The organism is Clostridium sp. FS41, from assembly GCF_000954015.1.
Taxonomy (GTDB): domain Bacteria; phylum Bacillota; class Clostridia; order Lachnospirales; family Lachnospiraceae; genus Enterocloster; species Enterocloster citroniae.
Genome location: NZ_JYHN01000059.1, coordinates 53,890 through 78,746 on the forward strand (window position 1 = coordinate 53,890; position 24,857 = coordinate 78,746).

Sequence of the window (24,857 nt, forward strand, 5' to 3'; positions counted from 1 at the left end):
TTGTGCCACAATAGTCAATTGATAGGTTTTAATCATGCCCTGTTTCCGCCGGTCGGAACAGGGGTCCGGATATTTAGAAAGAAGGAAGAGAAAATGACAAAGATTGATATTATTTCCGGTTTCCTGGGAGCGGGAAAGACCACGTTTATTAAGAAGCTTCTTGAGGAGGCGATTGCCGGAGAAAAGGTTGTGCTCATTGAAAATGAATTCGGGGAGATTGGAATTGACGGAGGATTTCTCAAGGACTCTGGCATTGAGATCAGGGAAATGAACTCCGGCTGTATCTGCTGTTCCCTGGTAGGGGATTTCGGCACCTCCCTGGCAGAGGTGCTTACTAAATATAAGCCGGAACGCATCATCATCGAGCCTTCCGGAGTAGGCAAGCTGTCCGATGTGATGAAGGCTGTGGTGGATGTGTCCGCTGACATGGATGTAGAGCTGAACAGCGCAGTGACCATTGTGGATGCTGCCAAGTGCAAGATGTATATGAAGAATTTCGGCGAGTTCTTTAATAACCAGATAGAAAATGCGGGCACCATTGTGCTCAGCCGTACGGATATCACAGATGCCGCAAAGGTCCAGAAGGATGTGGACATGCTTAGGGAGAAGAATGGCGCAGCTGTGATCATTACCACACCTCTGTCTGATCTGAGCGGGGACCAGCTGCTGGAGATCATTGGAAAGCACGACACCATGTTGGATGACCTTTTGGCTGAAGTGAGAGCGGAACGCCATCATGACCATGAGGAGTGCGAGGGCCATCACCACCATCATGACCATGAGGAGTGCGGGGGCCATCACCATCATGACCATGAGGAATGCGAAGGCCATCACCACCATGACCACGATCACCATGATCATCACGGCCACGATCATCACCACCATGCAGATGAGGTGTTTACAAGCTGGGGAATGGAGACCATTGTACCGGTGACATACGACCAGCTGGAGGATGTATTAAAGAGGCTGTCCACAACCAAGGAGTTTGGTGATGTGCTCAGGGCCAAAGGTATGCTGCCCACTGAGAATCCCGGGGAATGGCTATACTTTGACCTGGTTCCGGAGCAGTATGAGATCCGGGAAGGAAGGCCGGATTACACAGGCAAGGTCTGCGTGATCGGTGCAAGCCTGGAGGAAGAAGCACTAAACATCGTGTTTGGAAGAGGCTGAGGATAAGATTATGGCATATGAGATTGAAGACGATATCATGCCGTTGTTTCTGATCAACGGATTTCTGGAGGCAGGTAAAACCCAGTTTTTGGATTTTACCATGCAGCAGGACTATTTTAAGGCAGAGGGAAAGACCCTTCTTATCGTGTGCGAGGAAGGGGATACGGAATATGATGAGAAAAAGCTGAAAAAGAATAAGACAGCGTTGGTATACGTGGATTCCCTGGAGCAGCTGACCCCTCAGTACCTGAATGAACTGGAGGTGATCTACCAGCCGGAGCGGGTGCTGATGGAGTGGAACGGCATGTGGAACCAGGACGAGCTTAAACTCCCTGTCGACTGGACTATTTATCAGCAGATCACTATCATTGACGGTTCCACCTTTGAACTGTATGTGCAGAACATGAAGCCGCTGTTGGGCGCCATGCTCCGCGGTTCCGAGCTGGTCATCATGAACCGGTGCGATGATATCCCTGACGAGAAACTCACCGCATACCGAAGAACCATCCGCGCCATGAGCCGTGAAAGTGAGATCGTGCTGGAGGACAAGGAAGGTGAGATCGAGCAGGCCACGCTGGAGGAAGACCTCCCCTATGATATCAACAGCAGTGTGATCCGGATAAAACCTGAGGATTATGGTATCTGGTACATTGACTGTATGGACCAGCCGGAGCGGTATAAGGACAAGGTGGTGGAATTCACCGCCATGGTGCTAAAGTCACCCAAGTTCCCCAAGGAGCAGTTTGTGCCCGGGCGTATGGCCATGACGTGCTGTGAGGCGGATATGACCTTTCTGGGATTTATGTGCAAGTGGAAGGATGCCGAAAATTTCAAGACAAAACAGTGGGTCCGAGTCCGGGCCAGGATCGGTGTGGAATACCAGAAAGATTACCACGGCGAGGGACCGGTCTTGTATGCTGAGAGTGTGGAACCGGCGGACGAGATAAAGGATGTAGTACAATTCTAGGCAGTTCAGTGCCCCGTACCCTGAAGCGGGAGACATTGATATAATACAATAACCGAAAGAGGCAGATGTAGGTTGATCCAGTGATTGGATCAGCACACATCTGCTTCTTTTTTTTCTATTACCAGTATATACCATTCCTGGCAAGACCCCCCACATTGCACGGATTTCTTGATTCCTGTATGATACTCACATCTGTCCCTGATATATAAGGAGTGGTGCTCTCCCTGTGAATCAGGATTAGGAAATGTGTCAAAAAAACAGAAATATTTAAAAGGAATGTGTCAAAAAGATGAACGGAGGAAAAATGGCAGACTGCTATAATGTGGATATGAAACAGAGAATTCATGGGAGAAAGGAGAAGATATATGTGACCAGCAGACAGATGGATATCTTATATTATCTTCACGAGCAGGACGGATTTGTGACTGTCTCGGATATCTCCGGTGTGATTCAGGTGTCTGTAAAAACAATACGCAATGAGTTGATCGTGATACAGGAGGCGATAGAGCAGGAGAATCTTGGACGGTTAGAAAAAAAGCCCCATGAGGGGGTCCGGCTTTTGGTGGAGGACAGGGACTGGGAAAAGCTCAAGCGGCTGCTGGAGGACAGGAGCCCTGTTACGGACCAGCTGGATGTCAAAAGCCAGATCATATATTTTCTTTTAACCAGGGGAAGCCTGGGACTGGGAGAAATACAAAAGGAATTGTATACGGGCCGCTCATCGGTGGAGAGGCTGATACCCGAACTGCAGAACTGGTTTGGGGGATTTGGAATCCTGTTTGAAAAAAAGCGGGGAAAGGGGTTTCAGATCGAATACGGGGAATACCAGTGGCGTATGGCCATGTGGAACCTGTTCCTGATGATGAAGCGAAAGAGCAGGAAAGAACTGTTTAACAGGGGACAGGGAGCCGGACAATCGGGGGAATACATATTAATTGAAGATTTCCTCAAGGGCTTTGACACCAGCGGGATCAATAAGGAAATTTATTCCCTGGAAGAGTATTACGGCTTCTCCTTTGCATATGAGGCACATATCCAAATGTTCTTTTTGCTGTCACTGTGCATTGTCAGGTCCAGGAAAAAGCAGTTTGTGACCATGCCAAAGCCGCAACGGTGCAAGGTGGAGGGCAGGTTTTCCGCCCGGATCAAGGGAAGGCTGATTGAGGCCCTGGAGCGCGGATACAGGATCAAGCTTCCGCCCTGCGAACAGGAGTTTATTGAATTTATCATCGATATCTCGGATATACAGAATTTTCAGGACATGGACCGGATGCTGGAGTGCCAGGCGGATCATATGGAATTGTGTTATTTCAGTATACGGCTGATCTCCCTGGTAAGCGATATTGTGAATGTGGATCTCAGGCCTGATCTGTTCTTTTCCGAAGGCCTGTTCCTTCAGCTGCGCTCCATGATCGCCAGGCTCAGATACAATGTAAAGACTGTAAATCCCCTTTTAAAACAGGTAAAGCAGAAATACCCCAATATATTTGCAGCCATCTACGCGGTGGGGGTTTATTTTGAAAAAGAATTAAACCTGGAGCTGAATGAACATGAAATGTGCAGCCTGGCCCTGCTTCTTGGGGGAGCCATTGAGCGGAGCCTGTCTGCTGTGACAGCTTGTGTGGTCTGCGATTACGGGATCGGCATATCCCAGCTTTTGCGGGAGCAGCTGGAACGGACCGTCAGTGATATCAGGATTGCGGACGTGCTCTCTGTCAGGGATCTGAAAAAAGTCGGCAGTATTCCCTGCGACCTGATCATTACAACCGTACAGATCAAAAGCCCTTACTTTGGGAGAGAGGTAGTGGTGGTGGACCATCTTATGACTCAGTATGACGTCAGGAATGTAGAAAATAAGATGAAGCAGGTCAGGCGGAGAAAACTGAAGACAAAACAGCCCTGTAACCAGCTTTGCATACAGAAAAACCTGTTTTATGAAGAGTTTATACACCTGCAGATGGAAGCAGAAGACAAAGGACAGCTGATAAAGGTTCTCTGTAAACAGCTTACAGATGCCGGATATGTAACGGATGGGTTTGAGAGGTCCGTGCTGGAGCACGAAGTCACAGCGCCCACAGCACTGGGGGAGGGAGTGGCCATTCCCCATGGATACGCCAAATATGTGATCCGCCCCACCGTGGCAGTGGCTGTTTTAAAGCAGCCGGTCAGGTGGCAGGAGGATGTGGATGCGGATGTGATCTTCCTATTGGCATTTAATCTGGATGAGGCTGCCGGGATGAAGGAGGAAACCATTAAGTTTTACAGTGTGTTCCTGGACCTGCTGGATTGTCAGGAGGAAGTGGAAGCAATCAGGAAGATGGAGCATGGGAGGGATCTGGCTGAACTTATGAATCAGAGGATCAGGGAGGCGGTAAATTGTGAGGACAGATCATGACATAATTTGGATGAAAAGGGGAGGATGGGAAAATGGTGACATCTATGACCATAGAAAATGTGATCAAACGGTCATGCATCAACCTGCATATGAAAGGCAGGAATAAAAAAGAGATCATTGAGGAGATGGCCGACATGTTTGACCGGGCCGGCGTTCTGGCTTCCAGGGACCTGTTTATACGGGCCGTGTATGAGAGGGAGGGGGAGGGGCCGACAGGGATCGGGAACCAGGTGGCCATTCCCCACGGCAAATCGGATGCGGTGCTGAAAACAGCAATGGCTGTTGGCAGAGTGGACCAGGGAGTGGAGTGGGAGACCCTGGGAGAAGGGGATACAAGGGCATTTGTTATGTTTGCCGTCAATAGCGGGGATAAATCAGAACTGGTTTCACTGTTGTCTCAGGTTGCAGTTGCGCTTTGTGACGATGATGTAATAGAAACACTATTAACAACTGAGAGTGAGGAGGAGATATTCACTCTGTTTAACAGAAAGGGGGAAACGTAAATGAAGATTGTCGGCATTGCAGCCTGTACCGCAGGGATTGCCCACACTTACATGGCCAGGGAAAAGCTGATCAAGGGGGCAAAGGCCAGAGGCCATGAGTGCAGGGTAGAGACTCAGGGGACCATTGGCACGGAGTACAAACTGACGGAACAGGAGATTGCAGAGGCGGACGTGGTGATCCTGGCAGTGGATGTAAAGATATCCGGCGAGGAGCGGTTTAAGGGGAAGCCGGTGATACGCGTTGGCACGGCGGCTGTTATCAAAAACGCCATCGGGTTTATTGAAAAGGTAGAAAAGGCAATGGAAAACAAAGGATAAAGGAGAGGGAACGATATGAAAGAACGCGGTGTTATTGCATTGATCAAAAAACATGTGCTTACGGCAATTGGCTATATGATTCCGCTGGTGGTAGCGGCCGGGCTTTGCATGGCCTTAGGACAGTTCATAGACGGGGATGTGAGAAACTCTGTATCAGGGATCGGATATTACCTTTACAAAGCAGGCGGCTTTGGAATGTCGGCAGTGGTGCCTGTGATCACAGCAGGCGTTGCCTACTCCATAGCGGACCGTCCGGGAATTGCACCTGGCCTGATCCTTGGATTTATCTGCACCGAGATCAAGGCAGGCTTTATCGGCGGCATTGTCGCAGGCTTCCTGGTAGGGTATCTGGTTCTGGCAGTAAAGAAATATGTAAAGCTTCCCAAAGCAATGCAGGGACTTATGCCGGTCATGGTAATTCCCGTGCTGGTAACGGCAGCTGCATCCGTCCTCATGTTTACAGTGGTGGGGCAGCCCTTTGCATGGCTTCAGGTAACCCTGACAGAGGCGATCTCCAGCCTGCAGAGCGGGTCAAAGTTTGTGTTTGGGGCCGTACTTGGGGGAATGGCGTGCTTTGATTTCGGAGGCCCTGTGAACAAGACCATGTCAACATTTGTCAACGGACTTATGATCGATGGGGTCATAGAACCGGAGGCAGTGAAGTTTGTGGGTTCCATGATCCCGCCCTTCGGCATTGCCATCTCCTGCCTGCTCACCAGGAATAAATACACCAGGGCGGAGAAGGAGGCGTTAAAGGCAGCTGTTCCCATGGGATTTTGTATGATCACGGAAGGCGTGATCCCCATAGCGGCCAGGGACCTGATCCGTGTGGTATTCTCCTGCGTGTGCGGTTCCGCGGTGGCCGGCGGACTGTCCATGATCTGGGGCTGCGGTTCGCCTGTACCCCACGGAGGCATGCTTTCTGTTCCCCTGTTCACAAACCCGGTAAAATTCTGCCTTGCCCTTGCCATCGGAAGTGTGATAACAGGCGTCATCCTGTCTCTGATCAAAAAGCCGGTGACAGAAGATGATGAGAGCTTTGAGGATTTGGGCAATGTTATGGACACAGCCGGGAACGGTGATGGCGGTGATATTAAGATTGAGACATTTTAATCATTGGGATTTTGTAAATCTGAGTACCAGGAGATTCTTAGAGTACTATTAAAAAAGGGAGGAAGAAGCTTATGCTGATCAATATGAAGGAAATGCTTGAGGTTGCGGAACAAAACCATTTTGCCGTGGGAGCATTTAATGCCACGGAAAGCTCACTGTTCCGCTCAGTGGTGGAGGAAGCGGAAGCGCAGGATGCTCCGGCCATTGTGCAGGTGGCGCCCGGAGAATTTGACTTTGCCACCAGGGAGTTTTATACCTATGTGCGGGAACGCCTGGCAGGCAGCAGGGTGCCATTTGTGCTCCACCTGGATCACGGAAAAAATACGGAGCAGTGCATGAAGGCCATTCAGGCCGGTTTTACCTCTGTGATGCTGGATGGGTCGGAGCTGCCCTATGAGGAAAATGTCCGGGTCACCAGGGAAGTTGCAGACCTGGCTCACATGGTGGGAGTTTCCGTGGAAGGGGAAGTGGGAACCATCGGGGTTATGAGCAATTCTGAGGAGGGGGGAGTGGAGCACGTAACCTATACGGATCCCGGTGACGTGGTAGATTTTGTGAATAGGACCGGAGTGGACTGTCTTGCCATTGCCATCGGCACGGCCCACGGCATTTATCCCAAGGGATTTGTACCAAAGCTGCAGCTGGAGCTGCTGGAGGAGATCAAAAAGGTTTCCTCAGTTCCGCTGGTGCTCCATGGCGGCAGCAACAACCCGGATGAGGAGATCAGAAGGGCGTGCCGGATCGGGATCCGCAAGGTGAACATTTCCAGTGACTTTAAATATGCGTTTTTTAAAAAGGTAAACCAGGTAATTGAGGAGACAGGAGGATTTATCCCGGCCAAAGTGCTGACCCCTGGAATCTGTGAAGCCAGGAAGGTCATCCGGGAAAAAATGGAGCTGTTCGGCTCTCTGGGAAAGGGCGGATTATACAGGGAGGAAAAGGGAAATGATCAATTTTGAATTTTCAAATACGACTGAGATCATCTTTGGCAGGGATACACAAAAACAGGTGGGAGAAAAGATAAGGAAATACAGCGACTGTACCAAAGTGCTGCTGGTATACGGTTCTGACCGGATCAAAAGGGACGGCTTGTTTGACGCGGTGCGCGGATCACTGGAGGAGCAGGGAATCGGTGTCCTGGAACTGGGAGGCGTGAAACCCAACCCAAGGCTGGGGCTTGTACGTCAGGGGATCGACATTTGCAGAAAGGAAAACATTTCCTTCATTCTGGCCGTGGGCGGAGGCAGCGCCATTGACACCGCAAAGGCAATAGGAGTGGGAGTGCCCTATGAGGGGGATGTGTGGGACTTTTATCTGGGAAAAAAGGTGCCGGAAAAAACCCTTAAGACAGCTGCTGTCTGCACCATACCGGCGGCCGGAAGCGAGGCCAGTCTCAGCTCCGTTTTAACCAATGAGGACGGATGGTATAAAAAGAGCATTAACCTGGATCTGATCCGGCCCGTATTTTCAATCATCAACCCGGAACTGACCTTTACCCTTCCGGCATATCAGGTTGGATGCGGTGTGGTGGACATGATGACCCATATCATGGAGCGGTATTTTACCAATACCACCCATGTGGACCTTACGGACAGGCTCTGTGAAGCTGCGCTGAGAAGCATTATCGCCAATGGGGTCAGGACTTTGAAGGAACCGTATAATTACGATACAAGGGCAGAGATCGTATGGGCAGGTACTCTGGCCCACAATGGACTGCTGAACACGGGACGGGTCCAGGACTGGGCGTCCCACAGGATCGCCCTGGAAATGAGCGGCAAGTATGATATTGCCCATGGGGCCAGCCTGTCCATCGTATATCCGGCATGGATGGAGTATGTATACAGTCATGACAAAAAACGTTTTATGCAGTTTGCGGTCCGGGTCTGGGATGTGGACCTGGCATACGGGGAGGAGGACGCCATCTGCCTGGAGGGAATCCGGAGGATGAGGGAGTTTTTCAAGCAGCTGGACATGCCCATTACCTTTGAGGACGCGGGACTTCCGGCGGACGCTTTTGAGGAGATGGCGGACAAAGCCACATACGGCGACACCATACCGGTGGGCAACTTTGTCAAGATAGGAAAATCACAGATGATAGATATATACCGGCTCTGTACAAAAGAGGGCGCTTTATAAGCGAGCTTAACGTCCATATCCCCGACAATTTTCCCGCCGTCTGATCTGTTACCAAAAATATAGATTGCCGTATTGACAGCCGCCCCAATATCTGCTATAGTTAATTACCGTGGGAAGCGAGAGGATGAAAGGCCCGAGACGTGCCTGTAAAGCCTCTCGCTTTTTGTGTGAAAAGGATATTCGTTTTTGAGAAAAACGTTAAATTTGCGGTGCAAGATGAATAGACGTGTGCCTGAAAATGGGTTTCAGACACGCATTGCGGTAATGTAGGGGAAATGCACAAGGCGGCCTGCCGGCCCTCAGATCAGGGAACGGCAGAGGAAGAAAGGACATAATCAGTTATATGGAGACAGTTAAGTTTGACGAGTTACAGTTAGATGAAAGAATTATCCGTGCTATTACGGAAATGGGATTTGAGGAGGCATCACCGATCCAGGCCCAGGCAATTCCGGTTGCCATGGAAGGCAGGGACATGATCGGCCAGGCCCAGACAGGTACGGGCAAGACAGCGGCGTTCGGAATCCCCCTTCTTCAGAAGGTGGACCCAAAGGTGAAAAAGCTTCAGGCCGTTATACTGCTTCCTACAAGGGAGCTGGCGATCCAGGTGGCCGAGGAGATGCGCCGTCTGGCCAAGTTTATGCACGGCACAAAGGTGCTTCCCATTTACGGAGGGCAGGATATTGTAAAGCAGATACGTTCCTTAAAGGACGGCACACAGGTCGTGGTGGGTACCCCGGGACGTGTGATGGACCATATGCGCCGCAAGACCGTAAAGATGGACCATGTACACACCGTTGTGCTGGATGAAGCGGACGAGATGCTGAATATGGGATTTTTAGAGGATATGGAGACCATCTTAAGCCAGCTTCCGGAGGAGAGGCAGACACTGATGTTCTCAGCAACCATGCCTCAGGCGATTGCCGATATTGCAAAGAAGTTCCAGGATAACCCTGTGACAGTCCGGGTTATCAAAAAGGAACTGACCGTTCCCAAGGTTACCCAGTATTACTATGAGGTGAAACCAAAGAACAAGGTGGAGGTAATGTGCAGACTGCTGGACATGTACGCGCCAAAACTTTCCATCGTATTCTGCAATACCAAGAGACAGGTGGACGATCTGGTGCAGGCGCTTCAGGGCAGAGGATATTTTGCGGAAGGCCTTCACGGAGATTTAAAGCAGATACAGCGTGACCGTGTTATGGACAGTTTCCGTAACGGCCGTACAGAGATCCTGGTGGCCACGGACGTGGCGGCCCGGGGCATAGATGTAGGGGATGTGGAAGCTGTTTTCAACTATGACGTGCCTCAGGATGACGAGTACTATGTACACAGGATCGGCCGTACAGGAAGAGCAGGACGCGAGGGCAAGGCGTTCAGCCTGGTTGTGGGCAAGGAAGTGTATAAGCTGCGTGACATCCAGCGCTATTGTAAGACCAAGATCATTCCCCAGGCCATCCCGTCCCTGAATGATATTACGGAGATCAAGGTGGAGAAGGTGCTGGATCAGGTTATGGATATCCTAAATGACAGTGACCTGACCAAGATGGTAAACATCATTGAGAAGAAGCTAATGGAGGAGGATTATACGTCCCTGGATCTGGCGGCAGCCCTTCTTAAGATGAACATGGGTGATGACAATGAAGATGTTATAGACTGTACCATGCCGGCCCGTTCCCTGGATGAACTGGACAGCTTTGGACGCAACGCAGGCCGGGGACGCGGCCGTGAGAGAGGCGCCTCCTTTGGAAGGGGACGCAGAGGCGCTACGGACAGGGCGGCTGTGGATTATGTGTTGGGTGACGGGGATGAGAAGATGGCAAGGCTTTTCATCAATATAGGAAAAGCCCAGAGGGTCACACCGGGAGATATCCTGGGAGCTGTGGCAGGCGAGTCAGGGATTCCCGGCCGTATGGTGGGAAGCATTGACATGTACGATGGCTATACGTTTGTGGATGTGCCGGGACAGTATGCGGATGAAGTGCTGAAGGCAATGTCCCACGCCAAGATCAAAGGAAAGAATGTTCACGTGGAAAAAGCCAACAACAGAAGATAAGAAAATTAATTCAGAAGATAAAGTAGCGGCCCGGCAGAAGATAAACTGCCGGGCCTTTGAATATTTACAATATACTCAGGGTATGTTACCATCAGTGTACAAGGACGCATACGCTCCGGCCGCCGTCTTTTAGCGGCTGGCCTGACGGCATGTTTAAAAGAACTGCAATAGAAATCGTTTAAATGGAAGACGGGAGGCAGATGTTTATGAGCGAAGGATATGTGGACAATCGTTTTGCTTCATTATATTATAAAGAACTGGGACAGGGCATTCCATTGATCATGCTTCACGGCAATGGTGAAAGCCATGAGATCTTCAGCCGTCTGGCCGGCCTGATGAGCCGTTATTACCGCGTGATCCTGATGGACAGCCGGGGCCATGGCGCATCCCATCTAAAGGAAGAAGCCCGTGCCCAGGAACTGACCACATCAGGAATGGCCGAGGATGTGGTGCAGGTCATGGAAGTGCTCCATGTGCCCCAGGCCGTGATCCTGGGCTTCAGCGATGGTGCTAACGTGGCCCTGGAGACGGCCAGCCAGTATCCGGACAAGGTGCTGGCAGTGGTGGCTGTCAGCGGCAATGCCCTGCCCAGGGGAATGAATGCCTTTTTCTATGTTCAGGTCAGGGCAAAATACGCGCTCTGGCATGTGATGGAGAAGATACCCCTGACCGGCCCCATGAAGGAACGGGCAGTGGCAGGCCGCCAGTTAAACGGCCTGATGGCCCACTGGCCAAGGCTTACTAAAACCCAGCTGTCCCGGATCCAGGCGCCGGTACTGATCCTTACAGGCCGCCACGACCTGATACGCCCCCGCCATTCCCTGTGGATGGGGGAGCAGATCATGGACGCAAAGGTGGTGTTTGTAAAGGGGGCGGATCACTTTACCCTTCTGAAAAAGGAAAAGGCATATGCCAGCCACATTGTTGCGTGGTTAAGGGAAAAGGGGCTGTAATACGGTTCCCTTTCTTTATTTCCAGTTCTCAGACAGGAACTCCACAATATCGGCAGCCTTGGGCGGACAGCCCTTTAAGGTCTTTGCAAAACAGGAGGTGCACTGGCCCACGCCGATTTCCCCTTCCTTTCCTTTATAGCCCTGTCCGATACAGATGTGGGGCAGCTTTTTGTGAAGGAAGCCGCTGTCGTTTAAACGGTCCAGAGCGTAGATCAGGGAGCCGTAACAGGCGCTGCAGGCGTCCTCAGGGGAGGTGTAGGCGGCCAGGTTCTGTACCCTTCTGGTCATCTTAAAACGGCTGTTGGCCTCGGATGCCTGGTTCAGGTAGATCATATTGGCATGGGCGGTGTCCGTACTCCCTACGCCCAGGCGTTCGGCTATGGTAATATAGGGCACATCCTCAGGCGAATACCCCATGCAGTCACATACAAATGAATCACAGAGCACCGGATCCTTAAATCCCAGCACCCGGTTCATGACCACGGGATTGCCGCCTTCCTCAAAATCCAGGTCCCCGCATATATTGTCCACCAGGATAAAGTCATTGCGGGCAATGGTGTTCAGGTGGGCAATGGGGGTGTGCAGGCCCAGGGTGTGGAACCGGCGTTTTTCCGAATTGGGGATAACGCCTTTATTGTTCTTTAAGGCGCATGTGACCGTGGTCTGGCAATGCCCCTTCAGTACGGGCATGTTGATCATGTAGTCCACGGCGGCAGCCTTGTCACAGAGTTTGATCTTCATGCCGGCAGCATCATATTCCTTCCATGTGTCTTTTTGAAGGTCCTCAAAGGGAACGTGGCAGCGGCTGCATACCCGGTCATATCCAGCGGCGCGAAACGCTTCCCCGGTGTGGTCACCCACCCATGACCCTTCCATGACCGTGACATGGGTAAAGCCGTGCTCCTGCAAATATTCGATCACTCCCGCCAGCAGCTCTGCGTGGGTGGTAGCTCCGCTGGATGGATCCCTGGCCGTTACCAGGTTTGGCTTTAAGGCCACCAGCTTGTCCCTGTCCCCGATGTCTGAGGCTACATCTGCCTGCTCCAGCACCCGTTTTGCCATATTCTTGTAATCTGTTCCATGAATGATGATGATATCATTTTTTTCCATTCTAAAAGTACCCCTTTCCTCCGGATGTGGTAAATCCATATCATTCCCTATTATAAATGCAAATCCGGATTTTGTGAATAGGATTTAAGACTGCCATTGACGGATATGCCCAAATAGGGGTATGATGTGTTGGAAAAGAAATGAAGTACAGGAGCAGAGTGTATGGTTAAGACGAATGTAATGAGACTTTTAGATGCAGCCGGGATCACATACGAGACAGGCACTTATGAGGTGGATGAACATGACCTTTCAGGCAGCCATGCGGCGGACCTGATGGGTGCGGACCATGACAGGATGTATAAAACCCTGGTGTTAAAAGGGGAAAAAAAGGGATATATGGTGTGCTGCATCCCGGTGGACGAGGAGCTGGACCTGAAAAAGGCGGCCCGGGCGGCTGGGGAGAAAAAGGTGGAGATGATCCATGTAAAGGACATGCTGGGGATTACAGGATATATCAGAGGCGGCTGCTCCCCCATTGGAATGAAGAAGCATTTCCCAACTTATATAGAAGAGATGGCCCAGGCTTTTGACACCATCATGGTCAGCGCGGGACAGAGGGGAGTCCAGGTCACCCTGTCACCCCAGGACCTGAGGGACTATGTGGAGGGGACCTTTGTTTCCCTTGTATAGGCAGCTTCCTTGTATTATAATAAGATCAGAAGCCGGTCAAAGCATGGGCAGCAGATGGAAAAGGAGATAACGAACATGGATAAACAGAAACTGATACAGATGGCGGTTGACGGCCTTGGCAGATCCTATGCCCCCTATTCCCATTTCCATGTCTCAGCAGCGCTTTTGTGTGCGGACGGGACCGTGTATACGGGGAATAATATTGAGAACGCGGCCTACACGCCCAGCGTGTGTGCGGAGCGGTGCGCCATATTCAAGGCAGTGGGAGACGGCAGGAGGGAGTTTGAAGCCATTGCGGTGTGCGGGGGACCGGATGGAGTGATTGAGGACTACTGTCCTCCCTGCGGTGTCTGCAGGCAGGTGATGCGGGAGTTCTGCGATCCCTCGTCTTTTCGTGTCCTGGTGGCTAAGACAGCGGAGGACTACAGGGAATATACCCTGGAACAGCTTTTGCCGGACGGCTTTGGGCCGGATCACCTGACAGGGTCAGGGGAAAGATGAAAGGTGGTGGATGGTTGTGAGGATGTATGATCTGATCGAGAACAAGAAAAAGGGGATGGCACTCACAAAGGAAGAGATTTCCTATATGGTAAAGGGGTTTGTAAACGGAGAAATCCCTGATTACCAGATGTCCGCCATGCTGATGGCAATTTATTTTCAGGGAATGAATGACCAGGAGATCACATATCTTACATTAGAGATGGCGCATTCAGGCGACACAGTGGACTTGTCGCCCATTGAGGGGATCAAGGTGGATAAGCACAGCACCGGAGGCGTGGGAGATAAGACCACGCTGGTGGTGGGACCGGTGGTGGCTTCCCTGGGCGTCAAGGTGGCCAAGATGAGCGGCCGCGGTCTGGGCCACACCGGCGGGACCGTGGATAAACTGGAGAGTATACCCGGATTTCGGACTGCCATTCCCAGGGATGAATTCTTTGATATTGTGCGTGAACAGGGGATCGCTGTAATCGGGCAGTCCGGGAACATGGTGCCGGCAGATAAAAAGCTGTATGCCCTCAGGGATGTGACAGCCACGGTTGACAGCATTCCGCTGATCGCCTCCTCCATTATGAGCAAGAAGCTGGCTGCGGGAAGCGACAGCATTGTGCTGGATGTAAAGACAGGAAGCGGCGCGTTTATGAAGTCCCTGGACGATTCCATCAGCCTGGCTGAAAAGATGGTCTCCATCGGCATCCTGGCAGGCCGCAGATGCTGCGCTCTGATCACCAATATGGATATCCCTCTGGGATATGCGGTGGGCAACTCCCTGGAGATGACAGAGGCCATCCGCACGCTGAGAGGGAACGGACCTGAGGACCTGACGCAGGTGTGCCTGGAACTGGCAGCCAACATGCTCCATATGGCAGACAAGGGAAGTGTGCAGGAATGCCGGGAGCAGGCCGGGAAGGCCATAGAGGACGGCAGTGCCTTGCAATGCCTGGCGGCCATGGTAAAGGCCCAGGGAGGCGATGAGAACTATATCTGGGAGCCAGAGCGGTTTGAGGAGGCAAAAATGCTCTATGAGGTAAAGGCGCCTGTATCAGGATACATTACCCATATGGACACGGAGGGGATCGGCATTGCTTCCGTCCTTCTGGGAGCAGGGCGCAATACCAAGGATGACTGCATCGACTATTCCGCCGGTATACAATTAAAAAAGAAATACGGGCAGAGAGTGGAGGCCGGGGATGTGCTGGCCGTGCTCCATGGATCTGATCAGGACCGGATCAGGGCAGGAGCGGATAAATTCTTTTCATCCTGCGCCATAGGAGATTTGGCACCGGCCAAAGAACCCCTTATATATGCCAGAGTTTCTGACTATGGAGTGGAAAGATTTAGTTAATGGAAAAACTTCCATAAATGTTCAGAAAAATCAGCTTGAAAAACGCAGATGTTTGGGGTATAATAACACCAAGATAAATGATGTTGATCTGTAACTACCTGGAATGTTCGACACTCTTACCAATTTTGAACCTACATTAGACTCAAGGGATTCCAATATTTTTAAGCGGATGTCAAGCCTCCTTCGAGTGGAAGGCAGATGCTTAAGTGAGGTTGCCCACCTAGCATTGCTAGGCGTCAATAAGTAAGAGACGGCATTTTGGGGTTACAGATGATAAAAGCAGCGGTTCGCCGCTGCTTTCATTTATTTACCCCATGATACAGGAGCGGATCTATATGAGAAATAAAATGATAGCATGGGTGGCCGGCGTTGTGTCCATAGTCGTTATCTTAATGGTGATCATAGTTACCATGGAACCTCCCAAGGATGGTATTACAAGGGCACAGGCATTCAAAGCCATGGCGCTGGCTGTTACCACCAAGGATGAATGTTCCAGGCGGGAAAAGGAGCGGGGAAGCTCCCGTTTTTCTGCCAAGGAAAAGGACAACTGGTTTGTGAAATATATGGATTACCTGTACGATGAGGGATACCTGGATGAGGAGATGACCACTCCTTCCCTTTCCACGGCGCAGGGGTATCTTACATATCAGGAAGCCGCCTTTATGGCAGGGCAGGTTTCCAATAAATTGAAGCTTCAGGCAGGTGCGACCAAACATAACAGGGACAGGGCCTTTCCTGAGGAGGAGTGGTGGCGCCTTTATGAAGGGATCCTTTCCCAGACGGATCCGGATGGTGCGGTAAAGACAGTGGATGCCGTGCTTTACGGAACACCCTCCAACCTGCCCCAGGCTGAAAGCTGGACCGCGTACACCACGGAAGGTAATTTTGGTTTCCAGGGCCTTGCACTGGATGCGTATCTGGACTGCGAGATACAGTTTCTTGCCAGGGACGGTGAGATGATCGCCATGAGACAGCTGATCTCAGAGGATGTGGTCTATGAAAACATATGGCTGGCTGAGTCTGACGGCAGGCATTTCAAGGCCTATCTGGGCACTGCTTACAGGGAGTTCCCGGTGAGTGATAAGATGGGGGATGTGACGGATATGGCCGGCAACCTGGCTGATCTCCATATGGAAGGCGGAAAGCTGAGAAAGATCACCATGAAGCGGGAACGTATCAGCGGCAAGGTGCTCTCGGTCACTGATAATGCCATTGAGATCGAAGGGTACGGCGAGATCCCCTTATCTGAGAATTTCCATGTATACAAAGTATATGGGGATTTTAAAGTGCTGGGAGCAAAGGATATCCTGGTGGGATATGACCTGCAGGAGTTTGTGGCGGCGGAGGGGAAATTGTGCGCAGCATTGCTGGAGCGGGAATTTGATGCAAAGACCATCCGCGTACTGCTGATGGACACAGGCTTTAAGAGCCTGTACCACCCATCGGCCACCCTTGTCCTGGGCGGCGCAGCCCAGATGGAATATGAGAACTCCAAGGGCAAGACGGAGAAAGAGCGCCTGGAAGCAGGGACGCAGCTTACGGTCGCCCCGGATGATGAACGTTTAAAATATGGCCGGATCATCATAACGCCGGAGGGTGACGAGGGGATCGCGGTGCCAACCATTGAGCGCAGCCAGGGCACCCCTGTGTACAGCGGAAAAATGGAGATCAAAGCTTGTGAGGAGGGGCTGGTCCTGGTCAATGACCTGTTTCTGGAGGATTATCTTACCAGGGTAGTTCCCAGCGAGATGCCGCCCTCCTATGAAAAGGAAGCTCTGAAGGCCCAGGCAGTGTGTGCCAGAACCTACGCTTACCGCCAGATCCAGGGAAACTCATACAGCCAGTACGGTGCCCACGTGGATGACAGCACCAACTTCCAGGTGTACAATAATACCAACCCGGATGAGAGGACCACGCAGGCGGTCAAGGAAACATATGGCAAGATGCTGTTCTATGAGGATAATCCCATTGACGCATTCTATTTTTCCACTTCCTGCGGCCATACGGCGGATGTCAGCGTCTGGGGAACGGATGCGGATAAGCTGCCCTACCTTCAGGCAGTGGAGGTAAAGTCAGGGCGCAGAACACTGGGCCAGGGGGATAATGACAAGTTTGATTCCTATATCAGAAACAGTGACGCATCTGCCTATGATTCGTCCTTTGCCATGTTCCGGTGGGAGACGGATATCAGCAGCGACATTATTTCCGCCCAGGTCAGCGGGGCAGGCAAGGTGACGGATATGACCGTTGTTTCAAGAGGCCCGGGAGGGATCGCCAGTGAGCTTCAGGTGACAGGAAGTGACGGTACGGTCACAGTGAAGGGACAGAGCGCCATCCGCTCGGCACTGGGCAGCAGCAGCCTTGTAATCACCAAACAGGACGGCAAGACCATGGAGGGCAGCCAGACCCTCCCCAGCGCATTCATTTCCATTGAAAAGAGAAGCGGCGAGGACGGCAGCATATCCTTCCATGTGTACGGCGGCGGTTTTGGACACGGCGTGGGCATGAGCCAGAACGGGGCCCAGGGTATGGCAAAGGAAGGAAAGGATTATACCGCGATCCTGTCATTCTTTTATAACGGGACAGAATTAAGGGAGATCGGAAACTAAAAAACAGGACCCCAGGCAATGAAGGAAGATCCTATCATGCCTGGGGTCCTGTTTTTATGCTGCTCCGTTCTTATGACTGTACCAGATACACCTCGGCGTTCTGAGTGCCGTGCTGTCTGGTTTCAGCATGGGTGTTAAAAAATATATCAATGTGGTTGCCCTTCACAGCTCCGCCGCGGTCCTCGGCCGTGTACACCACGCCGTTGATCATGACCTTGGAGCCATAAGGGATCACCCTGGGATCCACTGCAATGGTGTGTCCGGCCGTGGCAATGGCCCCGGTGCATGTGTGGCGTCCCCAGCCCTCGGAGCAGGCCCTGCAGGGGCAGTAGGCGGTGGTCTTAAAGACGCCCAGGGGGATCAAAGCCTGGCTTCCTGGGGCAGATGTGCCCGTCTGGCTGTTTCCGTTGGCGTAGGTCCTGGGATTGGAAAAGCTCCGGTCACCCACGGCGCCCTCTACCAGGTACACGCCTTCCGGATATGCGTCCCAGTCAATGTCAATGGTAAAGCCATGGCATCCGTTTCCTTTATTATCTTTGTAGAGATCTTCCCTGTATTCGCCGGCAGACATTCTGCGGGAAAATACTTCCTCTCCTGTATTTTTGTTTGTAATGGTTATTAAAACGTTCAGCGCATGGTCAGGGGAATCACTGTTGTAGGCCCATCCGCTGATGACATTGCTGTCAACTGTCTCAAAACGTCCCTTGGATACAGCTGCAAATGCTGTGACTGCCGTGGCTGCAAGTATGCTGATGGTAAGAATGGTCCCGGTTAATAAGTGTCTGAATTTCATGTATTTGTTACCTCCTATTGCCCGCTTAATATTCAAAACATTTTTTTAACATATTAATAAATAATATGTAATACTTTTGTAATATATGAGCAATAAACAAGGTTTTACCATAATTTCCACCTTATGTCAAGGAAATAAATGGAAATACGTGGTTTTTCGCAGGAATTATATCAAAGTTTCTTCAAAAATACAAAAAGTAAAGCCTCCGGACCGGATCCAGGAGGCTTGTAGTGCTTTTATAATATATGTGTTATTGTTCAGGACGGCTCATTTGTAAAATTATTCTTCGATCAGAAATACTTCTGCGGTGTATGTACCCTTGGCAAGGGCTTCGGCATGAGAGCCGTAAAAGATATCAAGGATGTTGCCGTTTACAGAGGATCCCTTATCCTCAACCGTGTAGATGATCCCATCGATCTTTAATTTGGTACCCAGAGGAAATACATCCAGATCAGCGCTTACAGTATGGTTCGGTGTGGGAGTAGTGCCTGAATAGGTCAGTCCGTGTCCGCCGGAGCACTTTTCACAGTTACAGTATCCGGTGATGGAAAAACGGCCCATGGAAATCTCCTCCTGCTTAGGGGGATCCTCCTTTTTCCCGGCTCCGGGGCCCGCATCCACATATTCATCCTCTGAGGACTGGCTAACCTTGGCCTTATGCGAAACATGATCCTTTTTCGTGTCCGCGGCCTGGGTATTCTCCGTGTTCTCCGGAGTGTCATCCTCTGTTTCTTCTATAACAGTGACGTCTGTTCCCACGGGTTCATCTGCAAACGCAGGAAAAGCAGAACCCAGACACAGGAAAGCCATGGCGGCAGCCAGCAGGACCTTTCTTATATGGTGCATACAATTACCTCGCAGTCTTTATCCGTTGTTATGGTCTTATATGACATCTTAAATATGTATATCTATTATATTACAAAATTGTTAATTGTCAAGTTGAAATGATGAAACAAGTGTTACATAATCGTGAAAAGTGGGGAATAAAACGCATAAATTTGAAATATTTTTGGCAAAAGTGGGAGGTGAAATCAAATATATATGGGTTCCGGTGGGGGACGCATACAGGATATATGTGGTGGGGCGGGGGAACAAATAAATTATAATGAAAGAATTTAGAATTATCTCTTGACAAATCCTCTCAGAAGGAATATATTATGGAATGTAGATGTTAGCACTCTTTGAGACTGAGTGCTAATAATTCGGAAAGGAAGGTGAGCAGATGCCGGTTGATGCATTCCTGGACGACAGGAAGATAACCATATTAAAGGCGATTATCAAGACCTACCTGGAGACAGGGGAACCCGTTGGTTCCAGAACCATCTCCAAGTATTCGGACCTGAAATTAAGCTCTGCCACTATCCGCAATGAGATGTCAGACCTGGAGGATATGGGATACATTGTACAGCCCCATACATCCGCGGGCCGTATCCCTTCTGATAAGGGATACCGGTTCTATGTGGATCAGATCATGCAGGATAAGGAGAATGAGGTAACTGAGTTCAAGGACATGATGGTCCAGAAGGTTGATAAGCTGGAACTGGTCCTTAAGAAGATGGCTCAGGTCCTTGCCTCCAATACCAACTATGCGGCCATGATCAGCGGTCCCAGCTATCACAAGACAAAGCTTAAGTTCATCCAGCTTTCAAAGATGGAGAAAAACAAGCTGCTGGTGGTTGTGGTGGTGGAGGGAAACATCATTAAGAACACTATGGTGGATATCACCGAGGATCTGAGTGATGATGAAATCCTGAACCTGAACATCCTGTTGAACAGCAGTCTCAACGGACTGACAATTGAAGAGATTAATCTGGACATCATCAGCAAGCTGAAAGATGATGCAGGCATCCACAGCCAGGTAGTGGACCTGGTGCTGAACGAGGTGGCGGAAGCCATCCGGGCAGGGGAAGAGGATCTGCAGATATATACCAGTGGAGCGACCAACATTTTTAAGTATCCGGAGCTTTCGGAAGGCGACAAGGCCAGCCGTCTGATCGGTACTCTGGAGCACAAGGAAGTGCTCCAGGAATTCGTATCAGGGGTCAATGCGGAGTCAGAGAACAATTCAGACATCCAGGTCTATATTGGGGATGAGAGCCCGGTGCAGTCCATGAAGGACTGCAGTGTGGTGACTGCCAATTATGATCTGGGAGGAGGACTTAGGGGAACCATTGGTATCATTGGTCCCAAGCGGATGGATTATGAGAAGGTGCTGGGAACCCTGCGGAATCTAATGAACCAGCTGGATGCGGCATTTAAAAAAGATGAAAGGTGATAGGCTGTGAGTGAAGATATGAAGGATGAAGAGTTAAAAAAAGAAGCGGAAACAGCGGCGCAGGCAGAAGTGAACGGGGAAGACCAACAGGCTGCAGGTGAGGAATGCCAGGCCCAGGAAGCACAGGGCGGGGCGGAGGACACCCAGGAATCCCCGGAAGCACCCGAGGAAGGCGCGGGCAAGGAAGAAAAGAAGGGATTCTTTAAAAAGAAAAAAGATCCCAGAGATGAGAAGATAGAAGAACTTACGGACCGGGTGAAGCGCCAGATGGCTGAGTTTGAGAATTTCCGTAAGAGAACTGAGAAAGAAAAGTCCACCATGTATGAGATGGGCGCCAGGGACATCATTGAGCGGATGCTTCCCGTGATCGACAATTTTGAGCGAGGTTTAGCTACCATACCGGAGGAAGAAAAGGGAAGCCCCCTTGCCGAGGGTATGGAGAAGATATATAAGCAGTTCCGGAAGACATTGGAAGAAGCCGGCGTTAAGGCGATCGAAGCCGCGGGCCAGGAGTTTGACCCCAATTTCCACAACGCGGTCATGCATGTGGATGACGAAAACCTTGGGGAGAATGTGGTGGTTGAGGAATTGCAGAAGGGTTATCTGTACAGGGACAGTGTGGTAAGGCACAGTATGGTAAAGGTAGCCAACTAATATTGGCCATTAACTAAATTCATATAAAAATATCAGGAGGAAAAAACTATGAGCAAGATTATTGGTATTGACTTAGGTACAACAAATAGCTGCGTTGCTGTTATGGAAGGCGGAAAACCAACTGTTATTGCCAATGCAGAGGGAGTAAGGACCACACCGTCAGTGGTTGCATTTACTAAGACAGGAGAGAGGCTGATCGGTGAGCCGGCAAAGCGTCAGGCAGTTACCAATGCGGATAAGACCATCTCCTCCATTAAGCGCCACATGGGAACAGATTACAGGGTGGATATTGACGGCAAGAAGTACACGCCACAGGAAATCTCCGCTATGATCCTGCAGAAGCTGAAAGCAGACGCGGAAGCTTATCTGGGTGAGACCGTGACAGAGGCGGTTATCACTGTTCCTGCTTACTTTAATGACGCACAGCGCCAGGCCACCAAGGATGCGGGCAAGATTGCCGGCCTGGATGTAAAGCGTATCATCAACGAGCCCACAGCCGCGGCGCTGGCTTACGGCCTTGATAATGAAAAAGAGCAGAAGATCATGGTATACGACCTGGGCGGCGGTACATTTGATGTTTCCATCATCGAGATCGGCGATGGCGTGATCGAGGTTCTCTCCACCAACGGCGATACCCGTCTGGGCGGCGATGACTTTGATAATGCGATCACCAACTGGATGATCGCTGAGTTTAAGAAGGCGGAGGGCGTTGACCTTTCAGGGGATAAGATGGCCCTTCAGAGACTGAAGGAAGCTGCTGAGAAGGCAAAGAAGGAAGTGTCAACAGCTACCACCACCAACATCAACCTTCCGTTTATCACAGCTACCTCAGAGGGACCAAAGCATCTGGATATGAACCTGACCAGAGCTAAATTTGACGAACTGACACATGACCTTATTGAGCGCACAGCCATCCCGGTACAGAATGCTTTAAAGGATGCGGGCATTACGGCTTCCGAACTTGGCAAGGTGCTGCTGGTAGGCGGCTCCACCCGTATGATCGCTGCTCAGGAAAAGGTAAAACAGCTTACAGGCAAGGAACCCAGCAAATCATTGAACCCGGATGAGTGTGTTGCCATTGGTGCAGCGATCCAGGGCGGCAAGCTGGCAGGCGATGCCGGTGCAGGAGATATCCTTCTTCTGGATGTTACACCTCTTTCCCTGTCCATCGAGACCATGGGCGGCGTTGCCACCAGGCTGATCGAGCGCAATACCACCATCCCAACAAAGAAGAGCCAGATCTTCTCAACCGCTGCAGACAACCAGACTGCTGTGGATATCCACGTGGTACAGGGTGAGCGTCAGTTTGCAAGGGATAATAAGACGCTGGGACAGTTCCGTCTGGACGGGATCCCGCCTGCAAGAAGAGGAATCCCCCAGATCGAGGTTACCTTTGATATTGATGCCAACGGTATTGTAAATGTATCTGCTAAGGACCTTGGAACAGGAAAAGAGCAGCACATAACCATCACCTCAGGCTCCAACATGTCCGATGACGATATCGATAAGGCAGTGAAGGAAGCTGCCGAGTACGAGGCACAGGATAAGAAGCGCAAAGAGGCAATTGACGCCAGAAATGATGCTGATTCCATGGTGTTCCAGACCGAGAAGGCCCTGGAGGAAGTTGGCGACAAGATTTCTCCCAATGACAAGGCAGAGGTGGAAGCAGACCTTAATTCCCTGAAGGAAGCCATCAACCGCGCACCCGTGGAAGAGATGACGGATGCCCAGGTTGAGGACATCAAGTCAGGCAAAGAGAAGCTGATGAACAGCGCACAGAAGCTGTTTGCAAAGGTTTATGAGCAGGCCCAGGCAGCCGGAGCAGCCGGTGCAGGTCCTGACATGGGCGGCGCAGGCGCGTCCTCCGCACCAAACGATGATGTAGTGGATGCAGATTTTAAGGAAGTATAATGTAAGATAATTATAATGGGGATTAGGAGCCGGACATACGGTTCCTAACCCCTTTGTGGCTGATAAAGAGTGCGTTGAAAGCGGTTTGCAACAAGGCGGTTTCAGGGCGTTTTAATAGATTAAGAGGTAAACAACATGGCAGAGAGCAAGAGAGATTACTATGAAGTTCTGGGCGTTCCCAAGGATGCGGACGATGATGCACTGAAAAAAGCATACAGGAAACTTGCCAAGAAATACCATCCGGATGCCAATCCAGGCGACAAGGAGGCAGAGGCTAAGTTTAAGGAGGCTTCTGAGGCGTACAGCGTTCTCAGTGACCCCCAGAAACGTCAGCAGTACGACCAGTTCGGCCATGCTGCGTTTGACCAGGGCGGCGGAGGCGCCGGCGGCTTTGGCGGTTTCGGCGGCTTTGATTTTAACGGGGATATGGGAGATATCTTTGGGGATATTTTCGGGGATATCTTTGGCGGAGGCCGTTCTTCCAGGGCAAGAAGCGGGCCCATGCGGGGCGCTAACATAAAGACTTCCATCAGGATATCCTTTGAGGAAGCTGTTTTTGGCTGCGAAAAAGAGATAGAGATCAATTTCAAGGAGACATGTGCCAGCTGCCACGGAACCGGGGCAAAGGCGGGCACCTCTCCCCAGACATGTTCCAAGTGTAACGGAAAAGGTAAGATCATGTACACCCAGCAGTCCTTCTTCGGCCAGGTGCAGAATGTGCAGACCTGCCCGGACTGTAACGGGACCGGCCAAATCATCAAGGAAAAATGTCCGGACTGCTACGGCACAGGCTATAAGACCGTGCGCAAGAAATTTGCAGTGCCCATTCCGGCCGGTATTGACAACGGCCAGTGCGTGCGCCAGGCAGGCCGAGGCGAACCCGGCATCAATGGCGGAGAGCGCGGCGATCTTCTGGTGGAGGCGGTTGTCTCCCAGCATCCGATCTTTAAGCGTCAGGACACCAGCATTTATTCCACTGTACCCATTTCCTTTGCCCGCGCGGCCCTGGGAGGCCCGATCCGCATCAAGACCGTGGACGGAGAGGTGGAATATGAGGTGAGGCCGGGGACACAGACCGATACCAAGGTGCGCCTTAAGGGAAAAGGCGTTCCCTCCCTGCGCAGCCGCAATGTCCGCGGAGATCACTATGTGACCCTGGTGGTGCAGGTGCCGGAGCGTATGAACCAGGCGCAGAAGGAAGCCTTAAGGCGGTTTGATGATGCAATGAATGGAATCACTCCTTCGGAGGAAGAAAAGCCCAAGAAAAAAGGTATATTTAAGTAAATTTGGGTTTTGGATCAGCCGGAAACAAAGTTATATGCCGCGGTTAACCGGCGGCATATGCTTTGTTTCCGGCTGGTTTGATGTTTTGCGGCGCTATTTTAGCGGGCTGATTTTTTTCCCTTTTTAAAAAAGTGTCCTGG

At 51.0% G+C, this 24,857-nt stretch carries 21 protein-coding genes and 1 other RNA gene; 19 read left to right on the plus strand and 3 right to left on the minus strand.

Annotated features, from left to right (window positions below; genetic code table 11):
- Window positions 1-93: 93 nt before the first annotated feature.
- From CLFS41_RS12380 to CLFS41_RS12425, 10 genes are all read left to right on the plus strand, one after another.
- The gene (locus CLFS41_RS12380) at window positions 94-1,170 is read left to right on the plus strand and encodes a CobW family GTP-binding protein (protein ID WP_045092465.1); all 1,077 of its coding nucleotides are present in this window, start codon (window positions 94-96) and stop codon (window positions 1,168-1,170) included.
- 10 nt (window positions 1,171-1,180) lie between these two features.
- The gene (locus tag CLFS41_RS12385; RefSeq protein ID WP_045092655.1) at window positions 1,181-2,137 is read left to right on the plus strand and encodes a GTP-binding protein; all 957 of its coding nucleotides are present in this window, start codon (window positions 1,181-1,183) and stop codon (window positions 2,135-2,137) included.
- Window positions 2,138-2,441: 304 nt separating this feature from the next.
- The gene (locus CLFS41_RS12390) at window positions 2,442-4,532 is read left to right on the plus strand and encodes a PTS sugar transporter subunit IIA (protein ID WP_007858756.1); all 2,091 of its coding nucleotides are present in this window, start codon (window positions 2,442-2,444) and stop codon (window positions 4,530-4,532) included.
- Window positions 4,533-4,564: 32 nt separating this feature from the next.
- Complete coding sequence (locus CLFS41_RS12395; protein WP_007858754.1) at window positions 4,565-5,035, plus strand: PTS sugar transporter subunit IIA; 471 nt, start codon at window positions 4,565-4,567, stop codon at window positions 5,033-5,035.
- Window positions 5,036-5,353 carry a PTS fructose transporter subunit IIB gene (locus CLFS41_RS12400; protein WP_007858752.1) on the plus strand — a complete coding sequence of 106 codons (318 nt, stop codon included), beginning with the start codon at window positions 5,036-5,038 and terminating at the stop codon, window positions 5,351-5,353.
- 15 nt (window positions 5,354-5,368) lie between these two features.
- Window positions 5,369-6,466: a PTS fructose transporter subunit IIC gene (locus CLFS41_RS12405; RefSeq protein WP_007858750.1), complete on the plus strand. Its 1,098-nt coding sequence runs from the start codon at window positions 5,369-5,371 to the stop codon at window positions 6,464-6,466.
- Between the two features lie 71 nt (window positions 6,467-6,537).
- Complete coding sequence (locus tag CLFS41_RS12410) at window positions 6,538-7,425, plus strand: ketose-bisphosphate aldolase (protein ID WP_045092466.1); 888 nt, start codon at window positions 6,538-6,540, stop codon at window positions 7,423-7,425.
- A complete protein-coding gene (locus CLFS41_RS12415; protein WP_045092467.1) occupies window positions 7,412-8,602 on the plus strand; it encodes an iron-containing alcohol dehydrogenase in 1,191 nt (396 codons plus the stop codon). The genes CLFS41_RS12410 and CLFS41_RS12415 overlap by 14 nt, the downstream gene beginning before the upstream one ends.
- 343 nt (window positions 8,603-8,945) lie before the next feature.
- The gene (locus tag CLFS41_RS12420) at window positions 8,946-10,655 is read left to right on the plus strand and encodes a DEAD/DEAH box helicase (RefSeq protein WP_007858744.1); all 1,710 of its coding nucleotides are present in this window, start codon (window positions 8,946-8,948) and stop codon (window positions 10,653-10,655) included.
- Between the two features lie 206 nt (window positions 10,656-10,861).
- Window positions 10,862-11,608 carry an alpha/beta hydrolase gene (locus CLFS41_RS12425; RefSeq protein WP_007858741.1) on the plus strand — a complete coding sequence of 249 codons (747 nt, stop codon included), beginning with the start codon at window positions 10,862-10,864 and terminating at the stop codon, window positions 11,606-11,608.
- A 15-nt stretch (window positions 11,609-11,623) separates the two neighbouring features.
- Here CLFS41_RS12425 and CLFS41_RS12430 read toward each other — a convergent pair whose 3' ends face one another.
- Window positions 11,624-12,718 (minus strand): DUF362 domain-containing protein, encoded by a 1,095-nt coding sequence (locus CLFS41_RS12430; protein WP_045092468.1) that lies wholly within the window; start codon window positions 12,716-12,718, stop codon window positions 11,624-11,626.
- A gap of 162 nt (window positions 12,719-12,880) precedes the next feature.
- Here CLFS41_RS12430 and ybaK point away from each other — a divergent pair, with 162 nt between their 5' ends.
- From ybaK to CLFS41_RS12450, 5 genes are all read left to right on the plus strand, one after another.
- Window positions 12,881-13,348, plus strand: coding sequence for a Cys-tRNA(Pro) deacylase (ybaK, locus tag CLFS41_RS12435; RefSeq protein ID WP_045092469.1), 468 nt, complete (start codon window positions 12,881-12,883; stop codon window positions 13,346-13,348).
- A 24-nt stretch (window positions 13,349-13,372) separates the two neighbouring features.
- On the plus strand, window positions 13,373-13,849 hold the full coding sequence (gene cdd / locus CLFS41_RS12440; RefSeq protein ID WP_329809190.1) for a cytidine deaminase: 477 nt from the start codon (window positions 13,373-13,375) through the stop codon (window positions 13,847-13,849).
- A 16-nt stretch (window positions 13,850-13,865) separates the two neighbouring features.
- Window positions 13,866-15,191 carry a pyrimidine-nucleoside phosphorylase gene (locus tag CLFS41_RS12445; RefSeq protein ID WP_045092656.1) on the plus strand — a complete coding sequence of 442 codons (1,326 nt, stop codon included), beginning with the start codon at window positions 13,866-13,868 and terminating at the stop codon, window positions 15,189-15,191.
- 92 nt (window positions 15,192-15,283) lie between these two features.
- A non-coding RNA gene (gene ssrS, locus CLFS41_RS29440) (6S RNA) lies at window positions 15,284-15,458 on the plus strand.
- Between the two features lie 68 nt (window positions 15,459-15,526).
- A complete protein-coding gene (locus tag CLFS41_RS12450) occupies window positions 15,527-17,800 on the plus strand; it encodes a SpoIID/LytB domain-containing protein (RefSeq protein ID WP_007858726.1) in 2,274 nt (757 codons plus the stop codon).
- Window positions 17,801-17,870: 70 nt separating this feature from the next.
- Here CLFS41_RS12450 and CLFS41_RS12455 read toward each other — a convergent pair whose 3' ends face one another.
- Window positions 17,871-18,593 (minus strand): 3D domain-containing protein, encoded by a 723-nt coding sequence (locus CLFS41_RS12455; protein ID WP_007858724.1) that lies wholly within the window; start codon window positions 18,591-18,593, stop codon window positions 17,871-17,873.
- Window positions 18,594-18,872: 279 nt separating this feature from the next.
- Window positions 18,873-19,439, minus strand: a complete 567-nt coding sequence (locus CLFS41_RS12460; protein ID WP_007858722.1) for a 3D domain-containing protein — start codon at window positions 19,437-19,439, stop codon at window positions 18,873-18,875.
- Window positions 19,440-19,815: 376 nt separating this feature from the next.
- On the opposite strand from CLFS41_RS12460, the gene hrcA reads away from it, so the two are divergent.
- From hrcA to dnaJ, 4 genes are all read left to right on the plus strand, one after another.
- On the plus strand, window positions 19,816-20,868 hold the full coding sequence (hrcA, locus tag CLFS41_RS12465) for a heat-inducible transcriptional repressor HrcA (protein ID WP_007858713.1): 1,053 nt from the start codon (window positions 19,816-19,818) through the stop codon (window positions 20,866-20,868).
- Window positions 20,869-20,874: 6 nt separating this feature from the next.
- Window positions 20,875-21,522 (plus strand): nucleotide exchange factor GrpE, encoded by a 648-nt coding sequence (grpE, locus tag CLFS41_RS12470; RefSeq protein WP_330629970.1) that lies wholly within the window; start codon window positions 20,875-20,877, stop codon window positions 21,520-21,522.
- Between the two features lie 48 nt (window positions 21,523-21,570).
- Window positions 21,571-23,433 carry a molecular chaperone DnaK gene (gene dnaK / locus CLFS41_RS12475; protein WP_007858704.1) on the plus strand — a complete coding sequence of 621 codons (1,863 nt, stop codon included), beginning with the start codon at window positions 21,571-21,573 and terminating at the stop codon, window positions 23,431-23,433.
- A 135-nt stretch (window positions 23,434-23,568) separates the two neighbouring features.
- Window positions 23,569-24,717 (plus strand): molecular chaperone DnaJ, encoded by a 1,149-nt coding sequence (dnaJ, locus tag CLFS41_RS12480; protein WP_007858703.1) that lies wholly within the window; start codon window positions 23,569-23,571, stop codon window positions 24,715-24,717.
- The last annotated feature ends 140 nt before the right edge of the window (window positions 24,718-24,857 follow it).

Excerpts from the sequence above, each read along its gene's own strand:
- CLFS41_RS12460 (WP_007858722.1), bottom strand. The coding sequence starts at position 19,439 with ATGCACCATATAAGAAAGGTCCTGCTGGCTGCCGCCATGGCTTTCCTG.
- dnaJ (WP_007858703.1), top strand. The coding sequence starts at position 23,569 with ATGGCAGAGAGCAAGAGAGATTACTATGAAGTTCTGGGCGTTCCCAAG.
- CLFS41_RS12405 (WP_007858750.1), top strand. The coding sequence starts at position 5,369 with ATGAAAGAACGCGGTGTTATTGCATTGATCAAAAAACATGTGCTTACG.
- CLFS41_RS12395 (WP_007858754.1), top strand. The coding sequence starts at position 4,565 with ATGGTGACATCTATGACCATAGAAAATGTGATCAAACGGTCATGCATC.
- dnaK (WP_007858704.1), top strand. The coding sequence starts at position 21,571 with ATGAGCAAGATTATTGGTATTGACTTAGGTACAACAAATAGCTGCGTT.
- CLFS41_RS12420 (WP_007858744.1), top strand. The coding sequence starts at position 8,946 with ATGGAGACAGTTAAGTTTGACGAGTTACAGTTAGATGAAAGAATTATC.
- CLFS41_RS12450 (WP_007858726.1), top strand. The coding sequence starts at position 15,527 with ATGAGAAATAAAATGATAGCATGGGTGGCCGGCGTTGTGTCCATAGTC.
- CLFS41_RS12400 (WP_007858752.1), top strand. The coding sequence starts at position 5,036 with ATGAAGATTGTCGGCATTGCAGCCTGTACCGCAGGGATTGCCCACACT.
- ybaK (WP_045092469.1), top strand. The coding sequence starts at position 12,881 with ATGGTTAAGACGAATGTAATGAGACTTTTAGATGCAGCCGGGATCACA.
- CLFS41_RS12390 (WP_007858756.1), top strand. The coding sequence starts at position 2,442 with ATGGCAGACTGCTATAATGTGGATATGAAACAGAGAATTCATGGGAGA.
- CLFS41_RS12430 (WP_045092468.1), bottom strand. The coding sequence starts at position 12,718 with ATGGAAAAAAATGATATCATCATCATTCATGGAACAGATTACAAGAAT.
- hrcA (WP_007858713.1), top strand. The coding sequence starts at position 19,816 with ATGCCGGTTGATGCATTCCTGGACGACAGGAAGATAACCATATTAAAG.
- CLFS41_RS12380 (WP_045092465.1), top strand. The coding sequence starts at position 94 with ATGACAAAGATTGATATTATTTCCGGTTTCCTGGGAGCGGGAAAGACC.
- CLFS41_RS12410 (WP_045092466.1), top strand. The coding sequence starts at position 6,538 with ATGCTGATCAATATGAAGGAAATGCTTGAGGTTGCGGAACAAAACCAT.
- CLFS41_RS12385 (WP_045092655.1), top strand. The coding sequence starts at position 1,181 with ATGGCATATGAGATTGAAGACGATATCATGCCGTTGTTTCTGATCAAC.
- CLFS41_RS12415 (WP_045092467.1), top strand. The coding sequence starts at position 7,412 with ATGATCAATTTTGAATTTTCAAATACGACTGAGATCATCTTTGGCAGG.
- CLFS41_RS12455 (WP_007858724.1), bottom strand. The coding sequence starts at position 18,593 with ATGAAATTCAGACACTTATTAACCGGGACCATTCTTACCATCAGCATA.
- CLFS41_RS12425 (WP_007858741.1), top strand. The coding sequence starts at position 10,862 with ATGAGCGAAGGATATGTGGACAATCGTTTTGCTTCATTATATTATAAA.